The sequence below is a fragment of the Faecalibacterium prausnitzii genome, from assembly GCF_003287405.1.
GTDB lineage: Bacteria > Bacillota > Clostridia > Oscillospirales > Ruminococcaceae > Faecalibacterium > Faecalibacterium intestinale.
The window spans coordinates 135742-152872 of sequence record NZ_PRLD01000006.1 but is presented as its reverse complement, the minus strand read 5'-3'; the positions used below and the strand labels follow the sequence as shown (position 1 = coordinate 152872).

Here is a 17131-nt window from a genome sequence, read left to right as displayed (position 1 = left end):
ATAAAAGAATATGGAGGAGACAATACAATGAAGCGCGATCCGAACAGCAAAAAGCCCACAAAGTTGCTGACATCTGTTACAGCACTCTTACTGGCAGTTGGAATAGTGGCAGATGTAGCAATGTTTGGTGTGTTTCCTAGTTCTCTGGACAAGGCATTCCCTGGCCAGAATGGAGACCCGGAATTGCAAAAAACATCTTATGCAAATGGTTTGTCAGTGGCTCAGAAAATCGAGGAGGAAGGCGCAGTCCTTCTGAAAAATGACGGCGCTCTGCCGTTGGCAGGAACAAACCGAAAAATCAATCTTTTGGGCTATGCTTCCGCAAATCCGGTTTATGGCGGTACGGGTTCCGGTGGCAGCAGCTACACTGCAAACCGGACAGATTTTGTAAAAGCCTTTACGGATGCAGGTTTTGAAGTGAATCAAAATCTGGTCAATCTCTACAGCCCCAAAAACAACGAAGGCGGAAATACATTCTCTGTTGATTTTTCCATCCCGGAACTGCCTGCAACCGAGGAATTGGCTAAGGACATGGGTGTGGAGTACCAGTATACTGGAGACTGCTCATTTGAAGCAATGAAGGATTTTTCGGATACTGCTGTGGTCGTGTTCTCCCGCAAGGGCGGTGAAGGCAATGACCTGCCCACTTCGATGGCTGAAAATACCTCGTATGCACCGGATCAGAGCAAGCATTATCTGGAACTGAACAGCGCGGAACAGTCTTTGCTGGAACAGGCAGAAGCGACATTTGATAATGTTATCGTTCTGATCAATTCAGGCAATGCTATGGAACTGGGCTTCCTGAATGATGAAGGCGTTGATGCAGCCCTCTGGATCGGTGATCCCGGTGATGTGGGCACGATTGGAATTGTCAACATTCTGACGGGTGCAGTCAACCCCTCTGGCCGTCTGCCGGATATCTACCCTTATGCAGTAGAAACGACCCCTTCTTACTACAACTTTGATACCTTTGAGTATACCAACTCTAATGACTGCTTCAAAAACTTCGAAAGTCATCCTGCCTACCTTGTAGAGTATCAGGAAGGCATTTATGTGGGATATCGTTATTACGAAACCCGTGAAAGCTACGATTACACTACCCGTGAAGGAGAAAATCTGACGGGACTTTCCTACAATGATGTAGTGCAGTTCCCCTTTGGCTATGGCTTGAGCTACACAAGCTTTGACTGGGAACTGGAAAACACGATTCCGACTACCGTTACCGCACAGGATACGCTGGAGTGGAATGTCAAAGTTACCAATACTGGCAATGTGGCTGGCAAAGATGTTGTGGAACTGTATTACAGTGCGCCCTATTACAGTGCAGCTGAAGGCGGCAGCGGCTTGCAGAAGGCTGGCGAAGTACTGGGCGGCTTTGCAAAGACGAAGGAATTGCAGCCGGGCGAAACGGAAACGGTTACGATTTCTATGCCGGTAGAGCAGATGGCTTCTTATGATGCACAGAAGTACTACACTTCTACCGGTTCCTATGTGCTGGAAGCTGGCGAGTATCAGATTTCTCTGCGTACGGATTCTCATACGGTGAAAGATAATCTGACCATGACCTGCAAGGTTGCTGAGAATGAAGTGTTCCAGGACAGTACGTTTGGCAATGGTGTGGAAAACTGCAAGTATGTCGGCAAGCGCTCTTCGGATGAAGTGGTAGCAACAAATCAGTTTGATGATGCAGCTGGTGATGTGGCTTACCTCAACCGTGACACTTGGCAGATCGTTCCCGGTACCAGCAAGGAAGCAACTGCTGAACAGCTGGAAGCCTTCAACAATGCGCTGTTGGTGGATGATAGCTATGTGGATGCAGATGACACTGCGCCGACCTTTGGTGCAAAGAATGGCCTTACTCTGAAAGACATGGAAGGCCTTGCCTATGATGATGCACAGTGGGATAAGCTGCTGGATCAGCTGACCCTTGATGATATGTACAAACTGCTGGGCGCAGATGGCTGGGGAAGTGCAGCAGTTGATAATATCGGTAAGGGACAGACTTATGAAATGGACGGACCTGCCGCTCTGAGTTATGTGTTCGATGCCTTTATGGGAACCTGCACATACAAGACGGTTACTTATCCGGCAGAAGTTCTGCTGGCGGCTACTTGGAATGTAGACCTGGCTTCTGAATTTGGCGATGCAATCTCGCAGGAAGGAAAGGCGTGGAATATTTCCGGCTGGTATGCACCTGGTGCTAATACCCACCGCAATGCATTTGCTGGCCGTAACTTTGAGTACTATTCTGAGGATGGCTTCCTTTCTGGTTCCATGTCCGCTGCTACGGTTGGTGCGGCAGAGAAAAATGGTATGTACTGCTACATTAAGCATTTTGCACTGAATGAGCGTGAAACCTGGCGTCATTATGGTCTGTGCACCTGGGCCGATGAGCAGGCAATGCGTGAAATTTACTTCGTGCCGTTTGAAAAGGCTGTGAAGGAAGGCGGCAGCACGGCTGTGATGTCTTCCTACAATAATATTGGTACTACTTGGGCCGGTGCAAGTACTGCACTACTGACCAATGTTCTGCGTAATGAATGGGGCTTTATTGGCACTGTGATTACGGATAACAACGAGGAGCATGGCTTTATGGATATTGAAAAAGCTGTCTTGGCAGGTGGTACCAGTCTGCTGTTTGGCTGGGGCACTAAGACCTTCGATAACCTGAGCCAGACTGCTACCGGTCAGCTGAAGATGCGCGAAGCTGCGCATCAGTATCTGTATACGCTGGCGAATAGCTACGGTGTAGATGTAGATGCGCCTGTGCCTATGTGGCGCACGCCTGCACTGGTAGGCAGTGTGATTGTCTATGTGTTGGTTCTGGCAGGTGTTGTGGTGATTCTTCGCCGCCGCAAGTATAATAAAACGCTGGCTAATACCAATGCAGGTGCGGATGTGAGTAAGGCATAAGTACTGACCCGTAATCAAAACTGTCTTTCTTCTAATCCCGGAACACGGCTGCACGGCAGTTACGACCTGCAGCCGTGTTCCCTTTTGGAAACAGAATCACGCTTCTTCTCCTTATGCGTGGTCCTGTTTCCAAAGGCAATACCGTTTCTACTGAAAGGAGATTTCCCCGTGAAACATCAGGATATTATTGCAAAACTGAGCCTGGAACAAAAATGCGCCCTGCTGAGCGGCGGCACGGTGTTCACCACCCGGGCGCTGCCGGGCAAGGGCATCCCGGCCATTACCCTGTCGGACGGCCCCAACGGCGTGCGCAAGCAGGCGGGCGCGGCTGACCATCTGGGCCTGAACCCCAGTGTGCCTGCCACCTGCTTCCCCACCTCGGCTACCGTTGCCAACAGCTGGGACCCGGAGCTTGGCGAGGCTGTGGGCGCAGCCATGGGCGAAGAAGCAGCGGCACAGGGCGTGTCGGTGCTGCTGGGCCCCGGCCTGAACATCAAGCGCAGCCCCCTGTGCGGCCGCAACTTCGAGTATTTCTCGGAGGACCCCTACCTTGCCGGTAAGATGGCTGCGGCCTACGTCCGCGGCATCCAGAAAAACGGCATTGCCGCCTGTCCCAAGCACTTTGCGGTGAACAGTCAGGAGCTGCGCCGCATGGCCTCGGATTCCATCGTGGACGAGCGCACCCTGCGGGAAATTTACCTGACCGGCTTCGAGATGGTGGTCAAGGAAGCGCAGCCTAAGACCATCATGTCCGCCTATAACCTTGTCAACGGCACCTACGCCAACGAGAACACCCACCTGCTCATGGATATCCTGCGCGGGGACTGGGGCTTTGACGGCGCAGTGGTCACCGACTGGGGCGGCAGCAACGACCACGCCCTTGGCGTAAAGAACGGATCTACGCTGGAAATGCCTGCCCCCGGCGGGGACGCCATCCGGGAGCTGATGAAGGCGGTGCAGACCGGCAAGATCACCGAAGCGGACGTGGACGCCCGGCTGGAGGAACTGCTGGAGCTGGTGTTCACCACCAAGGCGGCGGTGGACGCCGCACCCGGCAAGTTCGATGCCGATGCCCACCACGCGCTGGCACGCAGGGCTGCTGCCCAGAGCATCGTGCTGCTGAAGAACGAAAACAGCCTGCTGCCCCTTGCAAAGGGGGAAAAGGTGGCGGTCATCGGCGACTTTGCCCAGACACCCCGCTATCAGGGTGCAGGCTCCAGCGCCGTCAACTCCATCAAGGTGGATTCCTTTCTGGAATGCCTTGCCGAGAGCGGCCTGAACAGTGTTGGCTACGCCAAGGGCTTTGACCGGCAGGGCAAGCCCGACGAGGCGCTGAAGGCCGAGGCGGTGCAGCTGGCAAAGAACGCCGATGTGGTGCTGCTGTGCATGGGTCTGGACGAGATCAAAGAGAGCGAGGGCATCGACCGCGCCGACATGAAGCTGGCAGAGAACCAGCTGGAGCTGCTGGCGGCTGTGGCGGCGGCAAACTCCAATGTAGTTGTGCTGCTGAGCGCGGGCTCCTCGCTGGAAAGCGGTTGGGTCAAGGACTGCAAGGCGCTGGTCTACGGCTGCCTGGGCGGTCAGGCCGGTGCGGGCGCACTGGTCGAGGTGCTCACCGGCGCACAGAACCCCTGCGGCAAGCTGGCGGAGACTTGGGCGCGCAGCTACGCCGATACCCCCGCAAAGGCGCATTTCGGCGGCGACGGTCCCACTGTGGAGTACCGCGAGGGGCTGTATGTGGGCTACCGCTACTACGACACCGCCGGTGTGCCCACCGCCTTCCCCTTCGGCTACGGCCTGAGCTATACCAGCTTTGCGTATAGTGACCTGAAAGCAGACGAAAACGGCGTGACCCTGACTGTCACCAACACCGGCAGCTGTGCAGGTGCCGAGGTGGTGCAGCTGTATGTGGCAAAGCCGGATGCAAAAGTTTTCCGTCCCGCCAAGGAGCTGAAGGGCTTTACCAAGGTGCAGCTGGAAGCCGGAGAGAGCAAGACCGTCACCATCCCGCTGGACGACAAGGCCTTCCGCTACTGGAACGTCAAGACCGACCGCTGGGAGGTGGAGGGCGGCAGCTATCAGCTGCTGGTGGGCGCTTCCAGCGCCGATATCCGTCTGACTGCCGCTGTCACGGTGGCGGGCACCGGCGCACCCGACCCCTACGCGGGCAAAGACCTTGCCCATTACCGCACCGCACAGGTGCAGAACGTGCCGGACGCGGAGTTTGAAGCGCTGCTGGGCCGTCCCATCCCGGAGAACAAGGTACACATCGACCGCAACATGACGCTGGGCGAGATGGGACACGGACGCAGCCCCATCGGCTGGCTGGCGGCTGCCGTGCTGGGCACCCTACTGCGCCGCAGCATCAAAAATGGCAAGCCCGACCTGAACATCCTGTTCCAGTACAATATGCCCCTGCGGGCGCTGGCCAAAATGACCAACGGCGCTATCAGCATGGGCATGGTGGACGGCATCGTGATGGAGCTGCGGGGCTTCTGGATCATCGGTCTTGTGCGGGTGATCGTGGAGGCCGTGAAGAACCTCGTGCTGAACAGCCGCATGGAAGAGCGTCTGAAAAACAGCTGAAAGGAAGCAGGCTATGAATTTCTGGAATAACTTTGCGGCAAAGCACCCCGCCGCTGCCAAGTGGGTGCGCGAGGGCGGACTGTTCGTCATCGTGTCCAACCTCATCACGGTGTTCAAGTACCTGCTGCTGCAATTTCTGCCCAAGGCCTTTGCAAGCCTGCCGGTGGTGGATTTCGGCTGGCCGGGCATTGATATCACCCTGTTCGGCGAGACCTTCAAGTGGAACATCCTCGGCTACGATGCCGCCCACGGTGGTCTGCCCTACTTCTGCGCCTACATGATCGCCATGGTCATCGGCGAGTGCATCAATTTCCCCATCCAGCGTAATTTTGTGTTCCGCAGCAAGGGCAATCTGGCAAAGCAGATCGGCTGGTATGTGCTGGCGTTCTGCGTCATCACCTGCATCGTCAACTCCATTAACTGCATCTGGGTGGCGGTGGCAGGTCTGCTGGTGCCGGACTTCATCTACAACATCGGCACCACCGTGCTCAACGGCGGCATCTCCATGGTCATCTTCTTCTTCGTGAATAAGATCATCTTCCCGGAGGGCGAAAAAGCCGCCAAATAACAAGTCATCTCCTTCATTTTCTTCTTTTCATCACAAAGGCTCTCGCCCGCTCTGTGCATACGACAGAACAGGTGGGAGCCTTTGGCTTATGATCATCCTATCGCACAAAAGGCAGGATACCATCGTAATGATGATACCCTGCCTTTGCTCGTTCCGGTCCTCGTCCTGTGACCTCCGCCACAAAAAAATCCCCAGACCGAATGGTCTGGCGGCATCTTTCTTGGTAGACATTCCTACGCGTTGGGAACCGCGCACTAATCAAAGCCCTGCTAGGGCTTTGATTGCCCCGCCTGCGGCGCGGCCGTGCTGTTCGAGCCCTGTACCGTCCTGCTCTGACGCAGGTTAGTGGATGACGCAACAAAAAAGCCCCTGACCGAAGTCAGGGACTTTTGTTTTGGTGGAGCATTATTAACGGTAGTCGAACCTGAATTTATTCCAGATACTGCGGCAGATTCCAAGCACCTCGCAGCACACGGTGAATCTCCACAATCTTGTTTTCATCGTTGACGCGATAGAACACCAGATACTGGTCAACGACCAACCTACGATAAGCCGGGTCAAGGCGGTAGACCTCGCACATTTTCGGGGTATCGCCTAATTTTGTGATCTTCTCCCGAAGTTCTTTCAGTACACGGCTGGCTGTTTTAGGGTAAAAGCCAGACAGATACCGGGCGATATCGTTCAAGTCCTGCACCGCAAGGGGCAGATATTTAATTTTATACGTCATACTGCTTGCTCAGCGTCTCCCATACGCTTTCGTGGTCCGCCCATTGCGTGTCAGGGTCAGCCGCCTGCTGTTTTGCCTTGGCAAGTGCCTCGGCAACATATCGCTGGTGCAAAAACTCCTCGTACTTGGTGTAGTCCTCAATGTTGATGAGTACGGATTCTCCACGGCCATGATTCGTGATGATCACATGGTCATGATCTTTGAGTATCTCCGAAATTTCGGCGTAATGGTTGCGCAGATCCCGGGAAGGGCGAACGAATGTCTGCATCATACGAGACACCTCCTGTCAGAATTATTGTATCACAAAATGACTACGGGCGCAAGACGGATAATTCTGACGGTGAGAGCAAGAATCGTCCCATGGCCACAAATTTTCAATTCTTGAAAATGTTGTGCCCTTCCGGGACTGCACTTCTGCAACGCTCCCGCGTTTTGAAGTGTTCTTGTTGGGGCGTGCCTGCCCCAGACCCTGCTGGAAACGAGTACAGCAAACTGGAGGTTATCGTTTGTTTTTCATATTGCTAAAAGTAAGAACAACGCAAACAGCTATAACTACTGCTGCGACGATTAAAAGCATATCGTTATGAAAATACAGACTCAATAACAACAAAACCAAATCTATGATTTGCAAAATTGGTAATAATTTTCTCATCTACTTTTCCTCCTCAAATTCTTATTTGTTGAACTAAGCCGAGTATACCATACTCTCCAATGAAAGAACACCCCCGATATAGTGAAATTTTGCCATTTTCCTGCGTACGTGCGTACACGCTCCGCAGGGATTCTAAGGGGCTTGACCCCTTAGCACACAGACTTTGGCACAAAGTCTAGTGTGTTACACCTTGCCAGAGGTGTACAGGCTCTCCCCGGTACGCACGTATGCAGCGACTACCCCCAAACGCGCCATATAGGGGGACGACCAAGTTCGCACAAAGCGAACTTGATTCCTCAAAGCAAAAGGCAGGATACCACTATCATAGTGATACCCTGCCTTTGCTCGTTTACCGTTCCGAGTAGTCCCTCCGCAGAACCTCCGATAAACAAAAAACGTACCCGAACCCTTTCTCATAGAGAATCGGGTTCGAGTACGAACTGTATGGTGGACGGTACAGGACTCGAACCTGTGACCTCCTGCACGTCAAGCAGATGCTCTACCAGCTGAGCTAACCGTCCATATTCTGTTTTGCCGAAATCAGCTAAATTATAATACCATATCCGATGCCAAAAAGCAAGACCTTTTTTCAAAAATTGTAAAACTTTTTTGAAAAAGCACCCCGAAATCCGGCTTCTGTGCGGTGCAGCGCGGGTTTTGGGGCAGCGGGCGACAGCTTTCTTGTTGCCCCCAACCAGACGTTGTGCTATAATAGAAAACTATAATAGGAGTAGTGTCGGAAAGGGAATGCAGCATGAGAGTTTTGGGCATCGACCCCGGTTACGCCATCGTGGGCTGGGGCGTGGTGGAGTATGCGGGCAACCGCTTTGCGCCGGTGGATTTCGGCGCGGTGTGCACGGATGCAGGCGTGCCGTTTGAGCGGCGGCTGGATGAGGTGTATACCGGCATCAAAGAGGTCATCGAGCGCACAAAGCCCGAGGTGCTGGCCATCGAAAAACTGTTCTACCAGCACAACCAGACCACCGTCATCGGCGTGGCCGAGGCGCGCGGGGTCATTCTGCTGGCGGCAGCGCAGGCGGGGCTGCCCATCTACGAGTACACCCCCATGCAGGTCAAGCAGGCGGTCACCGGCTACGGCAAGGCCGTGAAAAAGCAGGTGCAGGAGATGACCCGGGTGCTGCTGCATCTGCCCGTCGTGCCAAAACCGGACGATACCGCCGATGCGCTGGCCATGGCCATTACCTTCTGCCACACCAACGGCAACCAGCTCAACCGCTACACCCGCCGGGTGGCGGGCCCCATCTGACCGCATACCACAGCCGCCCTGCGGGGCGGCGGGTCTTGACTGAGAGGATTCTATGATCTACTGTCTGACTGGAAAAATCGTGAAAAAAAGCCTGAACGCCGTGGTGCTCAGCTGCGGCGGCGTGGGCTACTATACCCAGTGCCCGGCCAGCGTGGCGGGGGCGCTGCCCGGTGTGGGGCAGGAAACCACCCTGTACACCGTGATGAGCGTGACCGAGAACGATGTAAGCCTGTACGGCTTTGCCACCGAGGAGCAGCAGGCCTGCTTTGAGATGCTGACCGCCGTGTCCGGCGTGGGTCCCAAGGTGGGGCTGGCCATCCTCAGCGTCATGGAGCCGCAGCGGGTGGCGCTGGCCATCTCGGCGGGGGACCACAAGGCCTTTAAGGCCGCCTCTGGCGTGGGCCCGAAGCTGGCGCAGCGCATCGTGCTGGAACTGAAGGATAAGGTGGCCAAGGGCTTTGTGGACGGCATCTCGCTGGAGGATGTGGCGGGCTCTGCCGCCGACACGCCCGCCACCCAAAGCAGTGCACAGGCCATTGCGGCGCTGGTGTCGCTGGGCTACAGCCAGAGCGAGGCGGCGCTGGCCATCGCAAAGATCGACGCCACGCTGCCGGTGGAAGAGATCATCAAGCTGGCCTTGCGCAGCATGGCAGGCAGGAGGTAAGCAATGCAGGACGATACCGCGCTGTACGGCGCAAAAATGATGCAGCCCGTCATGACCCCGGCGGACAATGAGGAAAATAACCTCCGCCCGCAGCATCTGGAGGACTACATCGGGCAGGAAAAGGCCAAGCAGAACCTTAAAATTTATCTGGAAGCCGCCAAGCGCCGGGGCGAGCCGGTGGATCACATTCTGCTGTACGGCCCGCCGGGTCTGGGCAAGACTACGCTGGCGGGCATTATTGCCAACGAGATGGGGGTGCAGATCCGCATCACCAGTGGCCCGGCTATTGAAAAGCCCGGCGACCTTGCCGCCCTGCTGACCAACCTGCAGGAGGGCGATGTGCTGTTCATCGACGAGATCCACCGCCTGTCCCGGCAGGTGGAGGAGGTGCTGTATCCCGCGCTGGAGGACTACGCGCTGGATATCATGATCGGCAAGGGCCCCAGCGCCCAGAGCATCCGCATCAATCTGCCCCGGTTCACGCTGGTGGGCGCTACCACCCGCGCCGGACAGATCACCGGCCCGCTGCGCGACCGCTTCGGCGTGCTGCTTAAGCTGGAACTGTACAGCCCGGACGAGCTTTCCCGCATCATCATGCGGTCGGCGGGCATTCTGGATCAGCCCATCACCCCGGAAGGCGCTTATGAGCTGGCAAAGTGCAGCCGTGGCACGCCCCGCGTGGCGAACCGCTTTTTGAAGCGCATCCGCGACTTCGCCACCGTGCTGGGCGACGGCATCATCGATCGGGATGTGGCGCTGCTGGGTCTGAAGCGGATGGACGTGGACGCGCTGGGTCTGGATGAGCTGGACCGCAGCCTGCTGCGCGCCATCATTGAGATGTACAACGGCGGCCCGGTAGGTCTGGAAACGCTGGCCGCCGCGCTGGGCGAGGAGGCGGTCACGCTGGAGGATCTGTGCGAGCCGTATCTGATGCAGATGGGCTTTTTGACCCGCACCCCCCGCGGACGCTGCGCCACCCGCCTTGCCTACGAGCATCTGGGCATGAAAGCCCCGGAGACCGGCAGCGCCGAGGAAAACGGCCAGCAGAGCCTGTTCTGATCTATCATATAAAGGAATTAAACGGAAGGAGGACGCTATGCGCCCTGCAGATACTTGGAAAGACTATGAGCTGCTGGATGCCACCGACGGCAACCGGCTGGAACGCTGGGGAGAGACTTTGCTCATCCGCCCCGACCCGCAGGTGGTGTGGAAGACCCCCAAGCAGAGCCCCCTGTGGGCAAAGGCAGATGCCATCTACCACCGCTCCAATCAGGGCGGCGGCGAGTGGGAGTACCGCCGCCGTCTGCCGGAAAAGTGGAAGATCAGCTGCGGCGAGGGAGAGGATAAGCTCACCCTCATCGTCAGCCCCACCGGCTTCAAGCACACCGGCGTGTTCCCGGAACAGGCGGTCAACTGGGCTTGGTACCAGCAGAAGATCCGCGCCGCGAACCGCCCGGTAAAGGTGCTGAACCTGTTTGGCTACACCGGCGGCGCTACGCTGGCCTGTGCCGCTGCCGGTGCTACCGTCTGCCATGTGGATGCTTCCAAGGGCATCGTGGCATGGGGCAAGGACAACGCCGTGGCAAGCGGCCTGACCGATAAGCCCATCCGCTGGCTGGTGGACGACTGCGCCAAGTTCGTGGCGCGGGAAAAGCGCCGCGGCAACACCTACGACGGCATCATCATGGACCCGCCCAGCTACGGGCGCGGCCCCGGCGGCGAGATCTGGAAGCTGGAGGACTGCATCTACGACCTCATCAGCCAGTGCGAAGAGGTGCTCAGCGATACCCCGCTGTTCTTTGCGGTCAACAGCTACACCACCGGCCTGTCTCCGGCAGTCATGGAGTATATGCTCAAGACCACGCTGGTGCCCCGCTTTGGCGGCAAAACCAGCTGCGACGAGATCGGACTGCCGGTGTCCGCCACCGGCGGCGTGGTGCCCTGCGGCGCCACCGCCATTTGGGAAGAATAAGGAAAGAACTCCCTCAGTCACGGCTGTCGCCGTGCCAGCTCCCTCGGGGAGGGAGCCTTTGGCAAAACCGAAAACTTATCCTCTTCGCCAGAGGCTCCCCCTTTGGGGGAGCTGGCAAATCTGTAAAGATTTGACTGAGAGGGCGAGGACGTTAAAAATAAGCAAGCAATTTCAATAGAATGGGGTACAGCCCCTTTCGGAGGGGCGCACCACCAGAAAGAGAAACAAAGCATGAGTGATACGATTTTAACTGCTGAAAATTTGAAGTTCCGCTACGATGCCGAGCAGCCGGTCTATGCGCTGGACGGCGTATCTGCGCAGGTAAAGCGCGGGGAGTTCGTGGCGGTGCTGGGTGCAAACGGCTGTGGTAAATCCACGCTGGCGAAGCACTTCAACGCCATTCTGCTGCCCGAGAGCGGCAAGGTGTATGTGGAGGGCATGGATACCGCAGACGAGGACAAACTCTACGATATCCGCCAGACCGTGGGCATGGTGTTCCAGAACCCGGACAACCAGATCGTTGCCACCGTGGTGGAAGAGGACGTGGCCTTTGCGCTGGAAAACCTCGGCGTGCCGCAGGACGAGATGCGCCGCCGGGTGGACGACTCCATGAAGATGGCCGGCATCTACGAATACCGTGAGCGCGCACCCCACAACCTTTCCGGCGGCCAGAAGCAGCGCGTGGCCATCGCCGGTGTGGTTGCCATGCGCCCGGACTGCCTGATCCTGGACGAAGCCACCGCCATGCTGGACCCGCGCGGCCGCGAGCAGGTGATGCAGACCATCCACTACCTGAACAGGAACATGGGCATCACGGTGGTGTCCATCACCCACTATATGGAAGAAGCCGCACAGGCCGACCGTGTGCTGGTGATGAGCAAGGGTCATGTGGTGATGGAGGGCACCCCGAAAGAGGTGTTCAGCCAGACCGAGAAGGTGCGCAGTCTGCATCTGGACGTGCCGCAGGCCGCTGAGCTGCGGGACGAGCTGGTGAAGGCCGGTATCCCGATGCCGGAAGGCATCATCGACACCGGTGCCTGTGCACAGGCGCTGTATGAGCTGCTGCAGTAAGGGGGCGGACGAAATGGCAGATATCATTAAGGTAGAACATCTGAGCTACGTCTATAACCCCGGCCTGCCCACCGCAGTGACCGCGCTGGACGACGTGAGCTTTACCGTAGAAGAGGGCGATTTTGTGGGCATCATCGGGGCGACCGGCTCCGGCAAAAGCACCCTCATCACCCACATGAACGGCCTGAACAAGCCCACCAGCGGCAAAATTTACATTGACGGCCGCGACTTGTGGGCAGACCCGGAAAAGATCCGGGATTTCCGCTTCCTCACCGGCCTTGTGTTCCAGTACCCGGAATACCAGCTGTTTGAGGAGACCTGCTACAAGGACATCGCCTTTGGCCCCAAGAACATGGGCTTGGACGAAGCCGAGGTAGATCGCCGCGTCCACGAAGCCGCAGACTTTGTAGGCTTGGACCCGGCGCTTTTGGAGCGCAGCCCCTTTGAGCTGTCCGGCGGTCAGAAGCGCCGGGTGGCGGTGGCTGGCGTCATGGCCATGAAGCCCCGCATCCTTGTGCTGGACGAGCCCGCCGCCGGCCTTGACCCGGAGGGACGGGACGATATCCTTTCCGAGGTGAAGGAGTACCACAAAAAGACCGGCACCACCGTGCTGCTGGTGTCCCACAGCATGGAGGATATTGCCAAGTACGCCAACCGCGTGCTGGTGATGAGCAACAAGAAAATTGCCATGTATGACACGGTGGAAAAGGTCTTTGCCCGCGCCCCGGAGCTGCTGGAACTGGGGCTGTCGGTGCCGCAGGTGACGAAAATTTTCCTCAAGCTGCGGGAGATGGGGGTGGACGTCCCTGCGGACGTGTACACCATCCCCTACGCGGTCAAGACCCTGCTGGAAGCCAAGCGCCGCCGCGATGCCGGGGAAAGCCTTGTGCTGCCCCGCAGCACTGCCCGGAAAGGGGGTGCTGTCTGATGCTGCGAGATATCACCATCGGTCAGCACTTCCCGGGCAACAGTCTGGTGCACCGGTTCGACCCCAGACTGAAGCTTGTGCTGACGGTCGCTTATATCGTGCTGCTGTTTGCAGCCTCCAACCCCTTGGGGCTTACTTTGTCCATCCTCTTTTTGGGGGTCATGTACAAGGTGGCAAAAATCCCGGTCAAGATGATCGGCAAAAGCCTGAAGCCCATTCTGCCCATCGTGCTGTTCACGGCGGTGCTGAACCTGTTCTTTGTCTCCGGCGAGGGCGACCCGCTGGTGCATTTCTGGTTCTTGACCATCTACGCCGAGGGCGTGCGCTACGCAGTGCTGATGGCGGTGCGCGTGATGGCGCTCATTGCGGGTACCAGCCTGCTCACCTACACCACCAGCCCCATCGTGCTGACCGATGCCATTGAGCAGCTGCTCAAGCCCTTGGGCAAGCTGCACTTCCCGGTGCACGAACTTGCCATGATGATGAGCATCGCCCTGCGCTTTATCCCCACCCTCATCGAGGAGACGGATAAGATCATGAACGCGCAGAAGGCGCGCGGCGCGCAGCTGGACACCGGCAAAATGACCGACCGGGTCAAGGCGCTGGTGCCGGTGCTCATCCCGCTGTTCATCTCGGCATTCCGCCGCGCAGACGAGCTGGCCATGGCCATGGAGTGCCGCTGCTACCGCGGCGGCACAGGCCGCACCCGCCTGAAGGTGCTGCGCTGCGAAAAACAGGACTACATCGACCTTGCGGTCTGCATCGCCTGCTTTGCCGTCATCCTTGCCTCCCGGCTGGTGTTCCCGAATTATTAAAAGAGGAGAACCCTCTCAGGCAATGCCTTGCGGCATTGCCAGCTCCCCCGAAAGGGGGAGCTTTTGGTACGGAACTTTTCTGATGAGAGAAAATGCCGCTTTCCGCTGCGGCCCCTCCGGTGAAAGTGTGTCTGTCGCGGTCCGCAGACCGCGACAGACACGAAATAAAAAACGTTTTTCCGCTGAATATGGCCACGGCGAAGCGGAGGCCATTTTAAATCAGAACTATGAACTTTTTACTTACCCTTGCCTACGACGGCACAAATTACTGCGGCTTTCAGGTGCAGCCCAACGGGCGCAGCGTGGCAGCCACCTTTCAGGATGCACTGGAAGCGGTGCTGGGCTCACGGCCCGATATCAAGGGCTGCAGCCGCACCGATGCCGGGGTGCACGCGCTGGGCTTCCGGCTGAATTTTCACGCCGACACCCGCATCCCGCCACAAAAACTGCCGCTGGCGCTCAACCAGCATCTGCCGCCGGATATCCGGGTGCTGGCGGCGCAGACTGTGCCGGAGGACTTCCACGCCCGGTACGCCGCCCATACCAAGACCTACCTGTACCGCATCCATAACCACCCCATCGACTCGCCCTTTGACGCTGCCTACTACACCCGGGTGCCCCGGCGGCTGGACGAAGCTGCTATGCAGGCGGCGGCGCAGCAGTTCGTGGGAACCCACGATTTTCTGGCGCTGTGCGCGGCGGGCAGTTCTGCTGCCGCCCACGGGGACACCGTGCGCACCATCACAGACTGCCATGTCACCCGGCGCGGGGACGAGGTGGACATTGAGGTGACTGCCGACGGTTACCTATACAACATGGTGCGCATTCTGGCGGGTACTTTGTGCGAGGTGGGCGCGGGGCGGCTGCGCGCTGAGGACATCCCCGCCATTCTGGCAAGCCGGGACCGCAGCCGGGCGGGCCCCACCCTGCCCGCAAAGGGCTTGTTTTTAAAGTGCGTGGATTACCCGGAAAAGGAGGAGCAGCCATGAAAAAGCTTCATCGCGGCGGCAGCAGCCCGGACGGAGAACCGCTTTCTGCCGGGCGTGTGGAATATCTGGAAGCAGCGCGCCAGCGGGTGCGCCGCCGCCGTTTACGCCGCACCGCCATTCTTCTGGCGGCGCTGATACTGGTCACTCTGTTTGCCACCGGCGCGGTGGGTGCATCCATCGCCCGGGTAAAGGATATGGTGGATACGGTGCACATCGCCCTGTCCCCGGCGGTGGGCTGGCCGCAGCAGACCGGCCTTGGTGATTTAACGGCAGTGCAGCCCATGTCCGGCAGCTTTGCAGCCATGGACGAGGATGCCTGTGTGGTGTACAGCTTGGGCGGCACCCGCCTTGCCGGCATCCAGAGCGGCTACGCCCGCCCGGCGCTGGCTGCGGGCAAGACCCGCTTTGTGCTGTACAACCGCTCCGGCAACGAGCTGCGGGTGGAAAGCCGCACCCAGAACCTGTACAGCAAAACGCTGGAAAACAGCATCTATCTGTGTGCCATGTCGGACACCGGCACGCTGGCAGTGGCTACCGATTCCGCCGACAGCACCGCCCGGCTGACCGTGTATACCCCCACCATGAGCGAACAGCTGCACTGGGATATGACCGGCACGCAGGGCACCCCGGTGCGGATGGCTTTTGCCGCCGACAGCCGCCGTCTGGCGGTGGCGGCGGTCACCTCCAGCGCCGGACAGTTACAGGCAAACCTCTTTGTGCTCAGCCTTGCGCAGGGCGACCCGGTGCAGCTGAGCAGCGGGGACAGCGTGCCCCAATGGCTGGGCTGGCTGAACAACGACACCGTACTGGCTGTGTACGAGAACTGCGCCGTGGTGTACGGTGCGGACGGCGGCGAGCGGGGACGCTTCGACCTTGGCGGCGGCAGTCTTGTCAGCGTTTCGCAGGACGGTGCAAACGCCGCCCTGCTGCTGGAAAACGGACAGGTGTGCACCGCCGTACTGCTGGATAAAGACCTGAACGTGCAGTACAGCGGCAATGTGCCTGCGGCAAACCAGATCCTGCGCCGGGGTCAAAACTTTTATCTGCTTACCGACAGCGGCGTGGAATGCTTTACCGCAGACGGGGTGTACCAGTGGGGACAGACGCTTTCCGTCCGTCCGCAGGCACTCATCGCGGGCAAGCAGCTGCTGGTGCTGTGCGGCAACACGGTGCAGCAGATCGCTCCGCCGGAGCAAACGGCTTCCAGCGCCCGGTGACCGGGGGAAAAACCAGTATTTTTGCGGGGAAAGTGATCTTTATAACAGGGAAAACAAGGTATGTTCAAGAATCCGTCATTTCTTTTTGATATCCTATGTACGGTGGTCTGGCTGGTGCTGATGGTACGCTATGCCCGCAAGGGCTTTCTTGCCAGCATCGTGCAGCTGTCCGGCAACCTCATCAGCCTGCTGGGCGCACGGCAGTGTTCTGCCGCCTGTGCGGGCTGGGTGTTCGAAAATCTGCTGGCCGGGGGCTTCCGCACCCAGATCGCCGCCCACCTTTCGGAGGACGGGGTGGTGAACCTTTCTGGCATTGCCCAGCAGTACGCGGGCTTTCTGCCGGAAAGCTTCCGCGCCTCCATCGTGGCAGCCTGCGAGCGCAGCATCAACGCCGTGCTGGCAGACAACGCCGTGGTGCTTGCCGATACCATCGTGGAAAAAGTATTGCAGCCGCTGCTCACCCCGGTGATCATGCTGGTGCTGTTCTTTGTGTTCTACGCGGTGCTGCGGCTGCTGGTCAGTATGCTGGTCACCGTGCTGGGGCTGGTGAACAAGCTGCCGGTCATCGGCACCGTCAACCGGGGTCTGGGCTGGCTGACCGGCGGCATGACCGCAATGCTGGACCTATACCTCGTGCTGTGCGTGGTGTGGGGTCTTGTGGTCATCACCGGCGGCAATTTAAATGTGCTCAACGACACTGTGATGCGCAGCAGTCTTTACTATAAAGCGTTTAATATGTTCAACCCCTTTTTGTAACAGGGG

15 protein-coding genes and 1 tRNA gene are annotated in these 17131 nt (G+C 58.1%); 13 read left to right on the top strand and 3 right to left on the bottom strand.

Annotation, left to right across the window (positions count from 1 at the left end):
* The first annotated feature begins 27 nt into the window (after positions 1–27).
* The 3 genes from C4N24_RS07900 to C4N24_RS07890 all read left to right on the top strand — a co-directional run bounded on the left by C4N24_RS07900 (position 28) and on the right by C4N24_RS07890 (position 6067).
* A complete protein-coding gene (locus tag C4N24_RS07900) occupies positions 28–2913 on the top strand; it encodes a beta-glucosidase (RefSeq protein WP_112090971.1) in 2886 nt (961 codons plus the stop codon).
* Between the two features lie 168 nt (positions 2914–3081).
* The gene (locus C4N24_RS07895) at positions 3082–5499 is read left to right on the top strand and encodes a glycoside hydrolase family 3 C-terminal domain-containing protein (protein ID WP_112090970.1); all 2418 of its coding nucleotides are present in this window, start codon (positions 3082–3084) and stop codon (positions 5497–5499) included.
* A gap of 13 nt (positions 5500–5512) precedes the next feature.
* The gene (locus tag C4N24_RS07890) at positions 5513–6067 is read left to right on the top strand and encodes a GtrA family protein (protein WP_006735322.1); all 555 of its coding nucleotides are present in this window, start codon (positions 5513–5515) and stop codon (positions 6065–6067) included.
* Positions 6068–6497: 430 nt separating this feature from the next.
* Here the strand turns inward: C4N24_RS07890 and C4N24_RS07885 are convergent, their stop codons facing one another.
* From C4N24_RS07885 to C4N24_RS07875, 3 genes are all read right to left on the bottom strand, one after another.
* The gene (locus tag C4N24_RS07885) at positions 6498–6794 is read right to left on the bottom strand and encodes a type II toxin-antitoxin system RelE/ParE family toxin (RefSeq protein ID WP_112090969.1); all 297 of its coding nucleotides are present in this window, start codon (positions 6792–6794) and stop codon (positions 6498–6500) included.
* The gene (locus C4N24_RS07880) at positions 6784–7065 is read right to left on the bottom strand and encodes a type II toxin-antitoxin system prevent-host-death family antitoxin (RefSeq protein WP_112090968.1); all 282 of its coding nucleotides are present in this window, start codon (positions 7063–7065) and stop codon (positions 6784–6786) included. The genes C4N24_RS07885 and C4N24_RS07880 overlap by 11 nt, the downstream gene beginning before the upstream one ends.
* An 826-nt stretch (positions 7066–7891) precedes the next feature.
* Positions 7892–7967: transfer RNA gene (locus C4N24_RS07875), tRNA-Val, on the bottom strand.
* A 233-nt stretch (positions 7968–8200) separates the two neighbouring features.
* Here C4N24_RS07875 and ruvC point away from each other — a divergent pair.
* From ruvC to C4N24_RS07825, 10 genes are all read left to right on the top strand, one after another.
* Positions 8201–8713 (top strand): crossover junction endodeoxyribonuclease RuvC, encoded by a 513-nt coding sequence (gene ruvC / locus C4N24_RS07870; protein WP_112090967.1) that lies wholly within the window; start codon positions 8201–8203, stop codon positions 8711–8713.
* 52 nt (positions 8714–8765) lie between these two features.
* Positions 8766–9377: a Holliday junction branch migration protein RuvA gene (gene ruvA / locus C4N24_RS07865; RefSeq protein ID WP_055186644.1), complete on the top strand. Its 612-nt coding sequence runs from the start codon at positions 8766–8768 to the stop codon at positions 9375–9377.
* Between the two features lie 3 nt (positions 9378–9380).
* A complete protein-coding gene (ruvB, locus tag C4N24_RS07860; protein ID WP_015537225.1) occupies positions 9381–10436 on the top strand; it encodes a Holliday junction branch migration DNA helicase RuvB in 1056 nt (351 codons plus the stop codon).
* A gap of 37 nt (positions 10437–10473) precedes the next feature.
* On the top strand, positions 10474–11349 hold the full coding sequence (locus C4N24_RS07855; protein WP_005921982.1) for a class I SAM-dependent methyltransferase: 876 nt from the start codon (positions 10474–10476) through the stop codon (positions 11347–11349).
* A 231-nt stretch (positions 11350–11580) separates the two neighbouring features.
* Positions 11581–12420, top strand: a complete 840-nt coding sequence (locus C4N24_RS07850; RefSeq protein ID WP_112090966.1) for an energy-coupling factor transporter ATPase — start codon at positions 11581–11583, stop codon at positions 12418–12420.
* Between the two features lie 13 nt (positions 12421–12433).
* Entirely contained in the window at positions 12434–13348 is a 915-nt protein-coding gene (locus C4N24_RS07845) for an energy-coupling factor transporter ATPase (protein WP_097785299.1), read from the top strand.
* Positions 13348–14163: an energy-coupling factor transporter transmembrane component T family protein gene (locus C4N24_RS07840; RefSeq protein WP_112090965.1), complete on the top strand. Its 816-nt coding sequence runs from the start codon at positions 13348–13350 to the stop codon at positions 14161–14163. The genes C4N24_RS07845 and C4N24_RS07840 overlap by 1 nt, the downstream gene beginning before the upstream one ends.
* A gap of 227 nt (positions 14164–14390) precedes the next feature.
* On the top strand, positions 14391–15152 hold the full coding sequence (gene truA, locus C4N24_RS07835; protein WP_112090964.1) for a tRNA pseudouridine(38-40) synthase TruA: 762 nt from the start codon (positions 14391–14393) through the stop codon (positions 15150–15152).
* Complete coding sequence (locus C4N24_RS07830; protein WP_112090963.1) at positions 15149–16369, top strand: DUF5711 family protein; 1221 nt, start codon at positions 15149–15151, stop codon at positions 16367–16369. The genes truA and C4N24_RS07830 overlap by 4 nt, the downstream gene beginning before the upstream one ends.
* Positions 16370–16429: 60 nt before the next feature.
* Positions 16430–17125 (top strand): hypothetical protein, encoded by a 696-nt coding sequence (locus C4N24_RS07825; RefSeq protein WP_112090962.1) that lies wholly within the window; start codon positions 16430–16432, stop codon positions 17123–17125.
* Positions 17126–17131: the final 6 nt, after the last annotated feature.